10 protein-coding genes are annotated in these 13,964 nt (G+C 39.0%); 5 read left to right on the top strand and 5 right to left on the bottom strand.

Annotation, left to right across the window (positions count from 1 at the left end; genetic code table 11):
* Window positions 1–99 precede the first annotated feature (99 nt).
* Window positions 100–1,233 (top strand): DEAD/DEAH box helicase, encoded by a 1,134-nt coding sequence (locus tag CLW00_RS08085; RefSeq protein ID WP_106133175.1) that lies wholly within the window; start codon window positions 100–102, stop codon window positions 1,231–1,233.
* A gap of 81 nt (window positions 1,234–1,314) precedes the next feature.
* Here the strand turns inward: CLW00_RS08085 and CLW00_RS08080 are convergent, their stop codons facing one another.
* The 3 genes from CLW00_RS08080 to sdaAB are packed head-to-tail and all read right to left on the bottom strand — an operon-like array spanning window position 1,315 to window position 4,644.
* A complete protein-coding gene (locus tag CLW00_RS08080; protein WP_106133174.1) occupies window positions 1,315–2,613 on the bottom strand; it encodes an efflux RND transporter periplasmic adaptor subunit in 1,299 nt (432 codons plus the stop codon).
* A gap of 8 nt (window positions 2,614–2,621) precedes the next feature.
* Window positions 2,622–3,965, bottom strand: coding sequence for a TolC family protein (locus CLW00_RS08075; protein WP_106133173.1), 1,344 nt, complete (start codon window positions 3,963–3,965; stop codon window positions 2,622–2,624).
* 1 nt (window position 3,966) lies between these two features.
* Window positions 3,967–4,644, bottom strand: a complete 678-nt coding sequence (gene sdaAB / locus CLW00_RS08070; protein ID WP_106133172.1) for an L-serine ammonia-lyase, iron-sulfur-dependent subunit beta — start codon at window positions 4,642–4,644, stop codon at window positions 3,967–3,969.
* A gap of 165 nt (window positions 4,645–4,809) precedes the next feature.
* Between sdaAB and CLW00_RS08065 the strand changes: the two genes are divergently transcribed.
* Window positions 4,810–5,628 carry an aminotransferase class IV gene (locus tag CLW00_RS08065; protein ID WP_106133171.1) on the top strand — a complete coding sequence of 273 codons (819 nt, stop codon included), beginning with the start codon at window positions 4,810–4,812 and terminating at the stop codon, window positions 5,626–5,628.
* Window position 5,629: 1 nt separating this feature from the next.
* On the opposite strand, the gene CLW00_RS08060 is transcribed toward CLW00_RS08065, so the two are convergent.
* The gene (locus CLW00_RS08060) at window positions 5,630–6,424 is read right to left on the bottom strand and encodes a thymidylate synthase (RefSeq protein ID WP_106133170.1); all 795 of its coding nucleotides are present in this window, start codon (window positions 6,422–6,424) and stop codon (window positions 5,630–5,632) included.
* Between the two features lie 211 nt (window positions 6,425–6,635).
* On the opposite strand from CLW00_RS08060, the gene CLW00_RS08055 reads away from it, so the two are divergent.
* Window positions 6,636–8,888: an efflux RND transporter permease subunit gene (locus CLW00_RS08055; protein WP_106133169.1), complete on the top strand. Its 2,253-nt coding sequence runs from the start codon at window positions 6,636–6,638 to the stop codon at window positions 8,886–8,888.
* Here CLW00_RS08055 and CLW00_RS08050 read toward each other — a convergent pair.
* Window positions 8,882–9,961, bottom strand: a complete 1,080-nt coding sequence (locus CLW00_RS08050; RefSeq protein WP_106133168.1) for an endonuclease/exonuclease/phosphatase family protein — start codon at window positions 9,959–9,961, stop codon at window positions 8,882–8,884. The two genes, CLW00_RS08055 and CLW00_RS08050, sit on opposite strands and share 7 nt — an antisense overlap.
* A gap of 214 nt (window positions 9,962–10,175) precedes the next feature.
* On the opposite strand from CLW00_RS08050, the gene CLW00_RS08045 reads away from it, so the two are divergent.
* Together CLW00_RS08045 and CLW00_RS08040 are read left to right on the top strand one after the other, a co-directional pair.
* Window positions 10,176–12,002, top strand: a complete 1,827-nt coding sequence (locus CLW00_RS08045; protein WP_106133167.1) for a DUF3857 domain-containing protein — start codon at window positions 10,176–10,178, stop codon at window positions 12,000–12,002.
* Window positions 12,003–12,005: 3 nt separating this feature from the next.
* Entirely contained in the window at window positions 12,006–13,949 is a 1,944-nt protein-coding gene (locus CLW00_RS08040; RefSeq protein WP_106133166.1) for a DUF3857 domain-containing protein, read from the top strand.
* Window positions 13,950–13,964: the final 15 nt, after the last annotated feature.

Below are 13,964 nucleotides of genomic sequence, written 5' to 3'. Positions count from 1 at the left end.
CCGATTTTACAAGTAGCACAGATTTTTCTATTGTGATTATAGGATAGTCAAAAACAATCCTGGAAATAAAGCCTACCTTTGTCAGAAAATATACGATTCATGAATTTTTCCGACCTAGGTTTATCTTCCCAAATTCTCGAGGCCATTCGTAAAGCCAATTATGAAAAGCCATATCCCATTCAAGTAGAAGCTATTCCAGCTATTCTTCAGAAGAAGGATGTCCTGGGAATTGCCCAGACAGGATCTGGAAAAACAGCTTCTTATATTTTGCCGATTTTGGAATTGATTCAAAAAAAGGAATACAATCCTGGAAGGAGTATCCCTGTGTTGGTCATTGTTCCCACAAGGGAACTTGCAGCTCAGGTGGAGGAAGTAATCAGGGTGTTCAGTGAGCATTTGCCGAGAAAAGTCAAAAGTATGGCTGTATTTGGAGGTGTTTCCATCAACCCTCAAATGATGAAACTTCATGGGACTGATATTTTGGTGGCTACTCCAGGCCGTCTTTTAGACCTACTTTCCAAAAATTCAATTTCTATTTCAGAGCTGAATACACTGGTGTTGGATGAGGCAGACAAGGTACTGAGTTTAGGTTTTAAGGAGGAGATAGATGAAATATTGTCCCGTCTGCCCAAAAAGAGGCAGAACATTCTTTTCTCGGCAACGATGGAAGATCCTGTTGCCCTTTTGATCGATAAATTACTGAAAAAGCCTTTGAAAATTGAGATCAAATCTGAAGAGATCACTCCAGATCTTATCTCTCAATCGGCTTATTTGGTTAGCCAAGAAAGAAAAGGTCCTCTATTGAGGCATTTGATACTAGAAGGAGATTGGAATCAGGTTTTGGTATTTACCTCTTCAATAAGGGCTGCTGATAATTTAACAGCAAAATTAAACAAGAACGGAATTCAGGCAATGTCTTTTCATGGAGATAAAACCCAAGGAGGAAGGACAGAGGCCTTGAAACAATTCAAGGGCGGATCTTTGAGGGTCCTTGTTGCGACAGATCTAGCTGCCCGGGGAATTGACATCAAGTTTTTGCCTTATGTGGTCAATTTTGAATTGCCAAGATCGCCAAAAGATTATATCCACCGTATAGGCCGCACAGGAAGAGCAGGATCAGAAGGTGAAGCCATTTCCCTGATCACAGAGGAAGACCAACATCACTGGAAAGTGATTCAGAAAAAGATGAAAAGATGGGTGGAGATGATAGATTCAGAAAATATTGATTTTTGAAAAGTGAGTTTTAAACAAAAAAAATCCAGCCTCGATTATCTCAAGGCTGGATTTTTTTTACTTAATAATTGCTGTCATTATTTATTTCTTCTCTGTTTCCATTACTTTGATCAAATCACCGTCTTTCAATTGGCGGCTGACCACAAAGTAAGGGCCTGAGATGATTTTTTGACCTTCTGTGATGCCTTCCAAGACTTCTATGTTGTCAAAATCAGAAATGCCGGATTTGATCTCCACCATTTTTGCTCTGCCATTTTCACTCACAAAAACCAGTTCTTTTGCTTTGGTACTTCCATCGGGGTTTGTGGTGGTTTCTTCTTCCCTAGTCGTAACCGCTGCGAGAGGCACAGCCAGCACATTGTCCTTTTTCTGTGTGATGATGTCTACACTTGCTGTCATCCCAGGTCTGAATGGATACCTGTTGCGCTCTGTGATCAATTCAGCATAAGATTCATTGAGTATCCTGATTTTTACTTCAAACTCAGTAACTGCATCTGTGCTTACTTTTTCATTGGCTGAATTGGCAATGGATGTTACAATACCTTTGAATTTCTTTCCTGCAGTACTGTAAGAATCCACGTCAATCATGGTAGTGTCACCAAGACTTAAACGGATGATGTCATTTTCATTGACATTTACCCTCACTTCCATGCGGGTAAGATCCGCTAACCTCAACATTTCTGTACCGGCCATCTGTTGGGTTCCTACGACCCTTTCACCTTTTTCTACCAAAAGCTTGGATACAACTCCATTAAAAGGGGAGTAGACATTGGTAAGTCTGAGGTTTTCGGCTGCTTCATTGACAGTTGCCTGGGCGGATTTGATGATGTATTCTGCAGCCAATACTGACTGTTCTGCGGCGTCAAGGTCATTTTGAGCGGTCAGGAAAGTAGACTGTATTTGCTCCCAGTCCGCATCAGAGATTACTTTGTCCTTGTGAAGTTTTTCGTTCCTTTTGAATTCAAGTTCGGCTCTTACAAACTGCGCCTCGGATCTTTTGAGGTTGGCTTTTGACTGGGCAAGGTTGGCTTGATTCTGATTCAAATTTGCCCTTGCACGGTCCAGTGCAGAGATGAAGTTGTCAGGGCGGATTTTCACCAAAAGGTCACCTACTTGGACTGAATCGCCTTCCATTACGTTCAACTCTATGATCTCCCCAGCCACATCAGGGCTTAGTTTGACTTCTGTTTCTGGTTCTATTACTCCGGAAGCACTCACTTTTTCGGTTATGGATAGTTTGGAAGCTTCTTTGACTTCTACGGATACTTCTTTTTCTCCGCCGATCCATCCGGCCGATTTACCAATGATGGCGAAAATAATAATTACGCCTAGTACTCCTAATAAGATGTAAACCAGCTTATTTGACTTTTTCTTTGCCATTTCTAATATTATAAAGTTAGTGGGTTGCCTAGGTAAAAATCAAGAACTTTTACCCTGAAAATATATGTGTATTTGGAGGTGATTAAATCCGCCTGTGCATTAAAGAAATTGTTTTGCGCCAATTGATAATCTGCAAAGTTGATGGCGCCTGCATCAAAACGCTGCTGTGATATCCTAAAAGCTTCTTCAAGGGATGAAACCCTTTGTTGAGATGCTCTATAGGAAAGTCTTGCGGCATTTGCATTTGTATAAGCAGACTCTATATCCTGTCTCAATTGGTTTTTGGTCTCTACTTCTTGGATTTCAGAAAGCCTCTTTTGTAACCTTGCCTGTTGTACATTTGCCCTGTTTCTGAAGTTGGAAAGGATAGGGATATTCAATTGAATATTGGCAGAATTGGAGAAGTTGTTTCTGATTTGTGTTCCAAACTCCTGTCTTTCCCCAAGGAAAAATTGGTCTATATAGTTAGAAAAAGCACTAGCCCCTATACCTAAAGTAGGCAGGTAACCTCCTTTTGCAATCTTGACTCCAAAATCCGCACTTTCGATCCCCAGCTCAGCAGCCCTTATTTCCGGCATAATGTCCAATGCTACATCAAAAATTTCGTCAACATTGCTGTCTGTCATGGTGAAATTTTCAGCTTCAAGTTCAGGAGCAACGATATCCATATCCTCACTAAACGGAACCTGCATGGCCTGGGCCAAGTTGAGTTTTGCGATTCTAAGGGAATTGATTGCATTGACGACTTCCAGTTCATTGGTGGCATTCTGTGCCTCAAGGTCGAGCCTGTTGGCCAAGGGGAGAGCACCGGCCTCTACCAATCTGATGGTATTGCCTACTTGTTCTTTGGTGGTGGCAAGCTGATTTTCTGCAATTTTCAATTGCTCTTTGGCAAAAACCACATTGATGAATAGGTTGATCACATTCAGCGTGATATTGTTCTGGGTAGCCAATACATTATACTGTGCAGCTTCAATTTCCACTTTGTTTTGCCTGATGGTATTGTCAATCTGTTGACCGGCAAAAAGCGTCATGTTGGCATTGGCAAACAAATTGACGTTACCAATACGGTTGTTCTCAAAAAGGTTGGTTACTGGGTTGATGGATCGACCCCATCTGTAACCTGTACTTCCTCCTGTAGACAAGGTTGGAATCCTTTGTCCTACATTTCCGATGAGACTTGCTTCTTGTGAAGCCAGGTTAACTTGGCTTCTTTGAAGTTGTAAGTTGTTTTCGAGAGCTGTCTCAATTACTCCTTCCAAATCCATTGCCCTGTAATCAGTGACCTGAGCATTTACTTCGAAGACTGAAAGAATGGCTAAGACTAGCCCGCATGCGTAAATTTTTTTCATATTATAAATCTATATCTGGAATATAAATAAGCTCCTTGACCCAAGTAAGGCTTCGTAAGTACTGAATGGTAAGTGGTTCTATGCCTGAGTCCATTTCTATCACATGACAGGCCATATCATTTTTGCCTTTTCTGGATACAGACATGGTGGCAATATTGGCTTTTTCTTGAGCAATGACCGATGATATAAATGCGATCGCGCCGGAGATATCTTGCGCTTTGATGATCAAAGTGTGTGATTGTGCAGAGAAATTCGCGTGGAAACCGTCGACTTCGGCAATGTTGATGATGCCGCCACCCAAACTTTCACCAACTACTTCAGTCTTTTTATCACCTTTCGTCAAATTCAATTTAATGGTGTTTGGATGGTAAACCGAAGCATTTCCAATTGATTTGAAGGTGTATTTTAGACCCTTTTCTTTGGCTAATTCAAAAGATTTTTTGATGTTGGCATCGTCAGTCTTGTAATCAAGCAAACCGCCCAAAATCGCCAAATCGCTTCCATGTCCTTCGTAAGTGCGGGCAAAAGAATTGTAAAAAGTAATCACAGCTTCATCGGGTATTCCACCTAGTATTTTGATGCAAGCTCTCGCTATCCTCACTACGCCTGCCGTATGTGAAGATGACGGCCCAATCATTACTGGCCCGATCATATCAAAAACACTACTTTTTGTACCCATGCCTCTTAGTTTCCAATTAGTGTGCTAAAGTAATGAGTTATTTGAAAGAGGTCTACAATAATCGACGAATCGACAGATAAAGAAGATAAATTCTTAAAGATTTAATTATTTTTAACCAATGTCTAATAATGCAAATGTTAATATTGTCCGTAAATGAACGGTAAGATGAACGAAAACAGTACATTCTCTTTTTTTAAGAATCTAAATGGAACATGGCAAAGTGACCCAGGAGAATTCCATAACCGTGGTTTTCTATTCGCTGATGGCCTCTTTGAAACAATGGTTTTGAGAAAGGGCAAAATATGGTCTTCGAAATTGCATCAAGAAAGGATGCTTTCTGGATGCCAAACCCTTATGATGGAAACTAGCCAACTTTCCGAAATCACTGAAATTGAAGATTTTTTAGCAGATCAAAACTTCCAAAGTGCCCCTTTGAGGGTTCGCTGGAACGTGTACAGAAGCGGCCAAGGAAAATACACTCCCATTCAAAATGGGATTGTGGAAAGTCTGCAAGTAACATCTTTTTCAAAATCCATTCAGATTAAGAAAATTGCTGCATTTTCAGATAATGTGACTGTACCTTCAAGCTATTGGAGTCACTGCAAAACCCTCAATGCGCTTCATTATGTGATGGCCAACTTAGAAAGGAGTCAGCGTTATTTGGATGAAGTCATTTTATTGAATGCAAGTGGTTACGTATCTGAGGCCGGTTCCAGCAATATTTTTTGGGAAAAAGGAGGTGTATTTTACACACCCTCTTTAAAGGCTTCTTGCATTGCAGGAGTAGGTCGGAAGGTGATAATTAAAGAATTGCATAAACTTGGCAAAAAGGTAGAGGAAGGTTTGTTCCAAAAAGAGGATCTCCTGAAAGCAGAGCGTGTTTTTACCTCTAATGTGACAGGGGTCAGTTTGATAGAAAAAATTGAAGGCAGCACCTTTGATATATCGGGGCTGCCTTCGGAAATCATTTCATTATTTGAATAAATCAAACTGCCACTGCAGCCTTGATGTGAGGGTGGGGATCGTAATTGACCAATTCAAAGTCCTCATATTTAAAAGAGAAAATATCTGTCACCTCAGGGTTGATTTTCATAGTGGGAAGAGGCCTGATTTCTCGGCTCAACTGCAAACGGGTTTGCTCCAAATGGTTGCTGTAAAGATGGGCATCTCCGAAGGTATGCACAAAATCACCCGGTTGTAGTCCGCATACTTGGGCTACCATCATGGTGAAAAGAGCATAAGAAGCGATATTAAAGGGAACACCAAGAAAGACATCCGCACTTCTTTGATACAATTGGCAGGAAAGTTTGCCATCTGCTACATAAAACTGAAAAAGGGTATGGCAAGGAGGAAGAGCCATATTATCTACATCTGCTACATTCCAGGCACTTACAATATGTCTTCTGCTATCGGGTTTATTTTTAATCTGTTCGATCAGATTTTTGATTTGATCTATTTCACCACCTTTTCCATCAGGCCAATGTCTCCATTGGTATCCATACACGGGTCCAAGATCGCCATTTTCGTCAGCCCACTCATCCCAGATACTGACCTTGTTATCATTGAGGTATTTGATATTGCTGTCACCATTCAAAAACCAAAGCAATTCGATAATGATCGACCTCAGGTGCAGTTTTTTGGTAGTCACCAAAGGAAAACCTTCTTGAAGGTTGAATCTCAGTTGATGGCCAAAAACGCTCAATGTGCCAGTACCTGTACGGTCTTCCTTTTTGATGCCATTGTCCAAAATGTGCTGCATCAAGTCATGGTATTGCTTCATTTTTTTCAGGGATTTTATTCTTGGCAATTTAGAAAGATATGGAAGAATAGGAAAGCTGAATTCTTATAATTTAAAATGAGCCTATGAGATTTCTTTCCTAAGTATACTCCAGATATATTCAGAGTCAAATTCAAAAAAAGGATGAGGTGATTTTAGTTTTTAAAACCTAAAAACAAACAATTTGGATTCATAGCTGTATCTTTCACAGCATATGTTTGGTAAGAAGATTTCTTTTTTTGGATTAATCGCTGCTGTATTCGTGACAGCGCTGATCCTGCTATTCCCCCCCAAAGTGGTATTTGACTACAATTTCGAAAGCTTTTTTCCTCAGGATGATGAGGAACTGTCGTATTACTTAGGGTTCAGGGAAAAATTCGGAAACGACAACGATTACTTGCTGATAGCCTTGGGTGGCCAAGAGATTTTTGAGCGCTCATTTTTGGAGGAAGCACTAAAAATCAATAACCAACTCCAAGACTTGGAATTGGTGGAGAGTACTGTTTCACTGTTGGACTTAAAGGAACCTGTAATTGGTCCATTTGGGGTGAGAAGTAGAGAGGTGTTGGACATTGAAGGGGACCTTAAATCACAGAAAGAAAAGATCATTCATTCAACCCAATGGTCTGAAAATTTGATAGATAAAGCTGCGGAGTACCTGTTGATAATTGTCAACAACAAGCAAAACATAAGTAAAGAAGATGGAGATTTACTTTTTGAGGAAATTTCAACCATCCTCAATCAAAGCAGCATCAAAGAAATAAAAACCGCCGGAAAAATCAAGGCTCAGGGTGAGTTTGTAAAATTGTTGCAGGATGAATTTGCCTTTTTCCTGAGTATTTCTTTTGTGCTTATTATTGTTTTACTCTATGTGATTTTCAGGAGTTGGTGGGGAGTTTTGATTCCACTTCTGATATTGGGGATTGGAATATTTTGGACCATGGCCTTCTCCCTGTATTTAGGGAAGCCTTTGGATGTCATGTCAGTCATGCAGCCCACCATCTTGTCTGTTATTGGTTTGGCAGCTTTGGTTCATTTTTTCAATCATTACCTAAACATGCTCCGGGAAGGAACTGATAAGGACGAAGCCATCAACAACTCATTCTCAGAATTGTCTTTGGCGGTTTTCCTGACCGCATTGACCACTTCATTGGGTTTTATGAGTTTGTACCTGACTTCAGTGCCTAGTTTGAGATATTTTGGATTGTATACAGGTCTAGGCGTATTGTTTATGTTTTTGGCAGTGGTCAGTATTGCGCCAGGGTTACTTTATTTATTTGCACCACTCAAAACTGCGAAGAATGAAAAGTTAAGAGAGCTGTGGCGTCATGGAATGCGAAATGCATTTTTGAAAGTTACTGCTCAGAAAAAGGCAATTGTCACGGTATTTATTTTGATTTCGGTAGCATCTTTTATGGCGTTAAGTGACCTAAAAGTAAATGGTTATATCCTGGATAACCTTCCAAGGAACCATGAGTTGGTTCAGGAGTTTGAGTTTTTTGATGATTATTTTGGAGGGTCAAAACCGCTGGAACTGTCGTTGGCAGTTGGGAAAAAATCCGAAAGCCTATTGGATAGAGATGTTTTGATTGAAATCGAAAAGCTTGAGAATTTTGTCAAAAAAAATTACCAGAGTGCGGTAATCCTTTCCCCTTTAGGACTGGTAAAGGGAATAAACAAAGCACAAAATTCGGGAAATGAAAATGCCTTTAGGCTTCCTTCTCGAGGGCAAATGGAAAAGGTGAGAGAATTTGTGCCAAGGGCAGTTGATGAAAGCCCGATAAGATTGATTTTAGATGGTTTCGAAGAGGGAAGACTTTCTACCCGTACAGCTGATATGGGGAGTCTCAAAAGTAAGGAACTGAAAGAGAAATTGGACAACTTCCTCAGTAAGCAAATTGATGCTGATTTACTGGAGGTCAGGCTTACTGGTACTTCACATCTTATAGATATAAGTCATGAAAGTGTCACTGATCAGATGCTGAGAGGCTTGGGGGTTGCATTCTTGATAGTAGCGATTGTAGCCGGGTTTTTATTCAGGTCATGGAGGATTTCTATGGTAGTATTGGTGCCGAATATTATCCCATTGTTGTGGATGTGTGGAGTGATATGGCTATTGGGGATTGAACTGAAACTTACCACAGCCATCATATTTACAGTAGCTTTTGGGATCGCAGTAGATGACAGCATACATTTTATGTCTAAGCTGAGGATAGAATTGGCAAAGGACAAATCTTGGCTGTATGCTCTCAAAAGGACTTATCTGGAGACTGGCAAGGCAATAATTCTTACGACAGTGATATTGGCATCTGGTTTTTCAGTATTGACACTGAGTCAATTTGGAGTCACTTTTTATTCAGGCTTGTTGATCAGTATGGCATTGGTTTTTGCGCTGTTGGCGGATTTGCTTCTTTTGCCTCTGATGTTGATACCTCTGAAAGGTATTTGGGAAAAGAAAAATCACTGATCTTCAAAAGGTGTTTTTTTTCGTAGTGGACTGTCCAGTTCAAAAGTCGCAGAAATGGGATAATGGTCAGAATAATCGACTTCCTTGTGTGTTTTGAAGTTGATAGCCTTCAATGGCTTTTCATAAAAGATATTGTCTATTCGCAGGAAAAAAAGAACCTTATTGTATGTGAATCCAAATCCGGATCCAGCACTTTCAAAAGCATTCTCCATGATTTTTCTCAAAGTAAAATAGGTGTAGCTGTACGGTACATCGTTAAAGTCCCCCATTAGAATATTGACATAGGGGCTGTTTTTCATATGTTCTTCTAGAATTCCTAATTGTGTAGCCCTTGTAAACTGTCCTCTTTTGAGTTTGCCCAAAGTTTCCCTGTAATTTTCTTTGATCCCGTCGAGGTTGTTGAGTGTTTCGGACCGGATGCTCATGGACTCAAGGTGTGCATTGTAAATTCTAATGGTGTCCTTGTTTACTTTGACATCGGCAAATATGACTCCATTATTTCTTTTAGTATCAAACACCCGTCCTTCATTGACAATAGGGTACTTACTAAAAATGGCCATTCCATAAGACTTATTCTTTGGATTTCCTTCAATGACCTGATAAGTGTGTTCATATCCCATTTCTGATCCAAGGAGTTTGATGGCATTTCTTGACGGGGTAGAAAAATCCTGATAAAATTCCTGAAAACACTTGATATCTGAATTGTTTTCCTGTACCCATTTGATGATATTCTGTGTATTTGGCTCCGTATTATTATCCCTTATAAAGGAGAATAAAGCCACATTATAGCTTAATACAGAGAGGCTCTCTTGACTGGTGCTTGGATGATCTGCCGGAATCTGAAATGTGACACCTACAAACTTCCAACCTAAAGCCAAAGCAATCAGAGGCAATAATGCGAGCCGTCTTTTTGCCAGGAGCAAACTGAAAAATAGGATTGCATTAATCACCAATAAAACGGGAATGGTAAGCGTGACCAAACCTACATAAGGGAAAAACTCCGGTGAGATGTAAACACTGTAAAACAGGATCAGCGAAATGATGAAAAATAGAGCGGTGAAGAATCTTACCATTTAGGAGTTGTTTGAAGCAAAATTATGGGTAAATGGCTTGTTAAACAAATACTGTGCAATATGCTGAACAAACAAAATATACGTAACTATTTAATGAACCGGAACCCAAAAAAACAACTTTTTAATTCAGTTTTGCTTCTTACAAATTTATTTTTTTCCAAACTCATTATTATTGAACTAAATATATACATTTGATCCATCAACCCCCACACTAATGAAAAAGGTTTTCCCTGTTTTAATAGTTTTGTCATTGTTTATTTTTGTTAGGGAATCATTTTCGCAAAACGAAGATCAGTATTATTCTACGATTGAAAAAAATGATCAAATCATTATAAATGACGATTTTTCAGTGGAATATATTTTACATGAAAAACTGACTGTTCTTAAACCTGAAGGTTGGGGGCAAGCGGTGAGAAGGATTTACACGAATCCGACAAATAGATTGATCAGTTTTGAAGCGATTGTAACTCATCCGGTTTCAGGCAAAACGATTAAAAAGTTTAAACTTAAAAACCTCACAGAAAGGACATATTTGGATGATGTCAATATTTTCACTGATTCCAAAATAAAAACCTTTGAGCCAAGCGGAATTGCTGCACCATTTGTAATTGAATTTAAGATTGTAAAGAAATCCGAGTATAATTTTTTTATAGAAGACTGGTATCCAAGTTTACACTTTAAACAAAAAGTCAAGCATGCCAATCTTAAAATAAATTATCCAACTGAAATTGGTCTTCGATATAAAATGGAGCATTTGATAGCCGAAGAGAAAATCGAAGATATTCCTTCAGGTAAATCCATTACTTGGAGTTTTGAGGATTTGCCAATTTTAGACCCGGATGAAGAAGAAGTCGCTAAAATTGTATTGGTACCGGATCAATTCAAACTGGGGGAAAACCAGGCAAGGATGGATTCTTGGGAAAATCTTGGTCGCTTTATCTATCAACTAAATGAAGGTAAGGATCAATTGCCTGAGGATTTTAAAATTCAGGTTCATAGAATGGTGGAGGGCATAGATGATGAATTTGAAAAAATGGCTGTATTATATAAGTACGTCCAGGAAAACTACCGGTATGTTGCCATTTCATTGGGTATTGGAGGTTGGGAACCAAGAAATGCGGAGGAAGTTATCAAAACAAAATATGGAGAATGTAAGGCATTGACCACACTCATGAAAGCCATGCTTCAAGAAGTTGGAATAGCATCACAATATACACTGGTATATGCTGGGTCAGATTATACAAAACTTAACGAAGAATTTCCACAGAATACGTTCAACCATGCTTTTTTACGTGTGCCAATTCAGGACGAAGTATATTGGCTTGAAACCACGAGTAGAACGCTTCCTCCAGGATTTTCTGGGAATTTTACTAAGGACAGGCAGGTGCTGGTGGTCAATGCAGACGGAGGGCTTTTGGAAAAAACTCCGGATTTCTCAGATTTCAAATTTAATTCTTACCATGGCGAATACCATGTTGACCTGAATAACATGGGTGATGGTATCATCACAGGCACTGCAAGGTTTGACGGCTTTCTTGCATTGCCTTTTATTGAATCGCAGTATTATAAAGGTGAGAAAGAATTGAAAATCAATTTGATCGAAGGGGTAAATGCCAATAACCTTTTTCTAAAAAGTATAGAAACCTCAAGTATCAATCGAAAAAACGTACCTCAGGTAATTGTAAATTTTGAAGGCTTCTTTCAAAAATATGTTCAACAAACAGGAAAAAGGATAATCCTCTCAGGGAATTTTCTTCAAGTAGATGTCAAAAAGTTTGAAAATGAAGTATTCAGAGCCCAGGAGTCGATAATTGTCAAATTGGAATCTGACTTTGAAATCGAATCAGGGGCCGGAAAACAGGTTTTTGCTAAGGATTATTTCACATATACTATGGAGGTCGAGGATGAAATAGATCAAATCAGTATCAAAAACACCCTCGAGGTCAAATTCCCGAAGGGTTCCAGTAAAGAATTAAAGGCCAGAACTTTGAATGAACTTAATCAACTCAGCAAACAATCCATTATTTTAAAAAAACTGTAAACTATGAAGAAGATTTTGACCCTAGTCTATATACTTATCATTTTCAATGCCGAGAAAAGTTTTTCTCAAGACATGAAATTTGGGAAGTTTAGTCAAGCTGAAAAAGATATTACAGCTGTGGATTTTGAGCCGGATGCAGATGCAGTGGTGCTTGAAGAATACTCGGTAAATAACTTCAATGGAGGCGTACTTCATAACCACTACCACAAAAGGGTGAAAATTCTAAAAGAAAGCGGAACCAGACATGGAAATGTTGTGGTCAGGTATTTCTTTGGTAAGTCAGGAGTCCAGAATATCAATAAGGTTTCTGCTCAGATCGTAAATTTTGATGGTGATCAAGAACAAATCATTAAACTGACCAAGAACGACTTTTATACAGTTGATGGAGGAAATGGTTGGCAAGAAATCAGGTTTACTTTGCCAGAAGTCAAAGTTGGGTCTATCTATGAATTTGAGTACAATATGCAGGATAAGGGAATATCATTTTTGGACAGTTGGGTGTTTCAAAATAGGATTCCTACTCTTAAATCAACTTATAGCATTAAAATACCTTCTTACCTCAATTATAGGCTTTTGGCACAAGGTGATAAAACCTTAAGAACAGAAGCCAAACAATATGATGGAATGTACAAGTGGGAGTTGACTGATCTTTACAGCATTAAAGATGAGCCATACATGAGCAACCATTTGGATTACCTGGAAAGGCTCGATTTTCAATTGGCAGGATATGTTTCTGCGAATACCTCAATAGTAGGAGGCAGGAGTTTTAAAGATTCCTACAGCAATTGGCAAGAACTGACAGATTTTTTGTTTGAAACCAATGATTTTTCTAGCTATCTAAAGCCATCAAAAGTCCTTATGACTTCATTTCGAAGCAATGGAGAGGAAAATACCAAAGAATTGGAGAAGGCCAAAGAGATTTATTCGTACGTACAACAAAACATCAAATATAATGATCGAATTGGCTACTATCCCAGTCAGGATTTGAAATCAACTTTGGAAAAAAAGCAAGGATCTAGGGCTGATATCAATTTGACTTTACTGGCTCAATTAAGATCAAATGGGCTGAATGCCTACCCAGTAATGTTAAGCAGTAAGGGTAATGGCAGGTCTAGACTTGTGGACTCTCCATTTTTGGACCAATTCAATCAACTCATAGTATTGACCGTTTTGGATGGTAGAGAATATTATCTAGATGCTACAAATGAAGCATATACCTTCGGCCATCTTCCCCTTATTTTCCATGTAGACCAAGGATACCTACTTAAAGAAAAGGATGCCGGATTGATATCTCTGGCATTTCATCACCGATCAGGTATCAATCAGATTGGAAATATCAAGCTGAATGAAAATGGGAAAATGCAGTCCCAAATTCATGTAAGGTTCTCCGAGTATGATGCCATTTCTAAATCTGAGCTAAAAAATGAATTGGGTGAAGCGGATTTTGGAAAGGAGATATTTGATATTTCAGGAGAGTCACTGGAAATACTTATTTCCGAAAAAGATGAGCCAAAAAAAATCATGGATGTCAATATTTCAGGAAAGGAGATAGAGTTGAATCAGCAGATGTTGATGATTTCACCTTTTACTTATGTCCGCTGGCATGAAAATCCCTTAAAGGCGGATACAAGGACATTCCCAATTGATTTACTTTATACATTTAATGACTTGTATTCTACCATCATAGAAATTCCGGAGGGTTATGAATTGGATGACTTTCCCGAACCTGTGGAAGTGGTAATCCCAGGGAATATTGCAACCTTCACTTATAAAGTTGAACCTCTTGGCAACACAGTTAAGGTTAGCAGTGGGATTAACTTTAAGTACTCATTTATCCCCGCGGCTTATTATCCTGAGTTAAAATACTTCATGGGATTGGTTTCGTCTAAGCTTAAGGAACCAGTGATTCTTAAAAAGACACAGCAGATAGCATCGGCCAAAGACTGATTAATTGCTGTATGA

The organism is Mongoliibacter ruber, assembly GCF_003003005.1.
Lineage (GTDB): Bacteria > Bacteroidota > Bacteroidia > Cytophagales > Cyclobacteriaceae > Mongoliibacter > Mongoliibacter ruber.
This window is presented reverse-complemented; position numbering and strand designations above follow the sequence as displayed.

Excerpts from the sequence above, each read along its gene's own strand:
- CLW00_RS08085 (WP_106133175.1), top strand. The coding sequence starts at position 100 with ATGAATTTTTCCGACCTAGGTTTATCTTCCCAAATTCTCGAGGCCATT.
- CLW00_RS08080 (WP_106133174.1), bottom strand. The coding sequence starts at position 2,613 with ATGGCAAAGAAAAAGTCAAATAAGCTGGTTTACATCTTATTAGGAGTA.
- CLW00_RS08075 (WP_106133173.1), bottom strand. The coding sequence starts at position 3,965 with ATGAAAAAAATTTACGCATGCGGGCTAGTCTTAGCCATTCTTTCAGTC.
- sdaAB (WP_106133172.1), bottom strand. The coding sequence starts at position 4,644 with ATGGGTACAAAAAGTAGTGTTTTTGATATGATCGGGCCAGTAATGATT.
- CLW00_RS08065 (WP_106133171.1), top strand. The coding sequence starts at position 4,810 with ATGAACGAAAACAGTACATTCTCTTTTTTTAAGAATCTAAATGGAACA.
- CLW00_RS08060 (WP_106133170.1), bottom strand. The coding sequence starts at position 6,424 with ATGAAGCAATACCATGACTTGATGCAGCACATTTTGGACAATGGCATC.
- CLW00_RS08055 (WP_106133169.1), top strand. The coding sequence starts at position 6,636 with ATGTTTGGTAAGAAGATTTCTTTTTTTGGATTAATCGCTGCTGTATTC.
- CLW00_RS08050 (WP_106133168.1), bottom strand. The coding sequence starts at position 9,961 with ATGGTAAGATTCTTCACCGCTCTATTTTTCATCATTTCGCTGATCCTG.
- CLW00_RS08045 (WP_106133167.1), top strand. The coding sequence starts at position 10,176 with ATGAAAAAGGTTTTCCCTGTTTTAATAGTTTTGTCATTGTTTATTTTT.
- CLW00_RS08040 (WP_106133166.1), top strand. The coding sequence starts at position 12,006 with ATGAAGAAGATTTTGACCCTAGTCTATATACTTATCATTTTCAATGCC.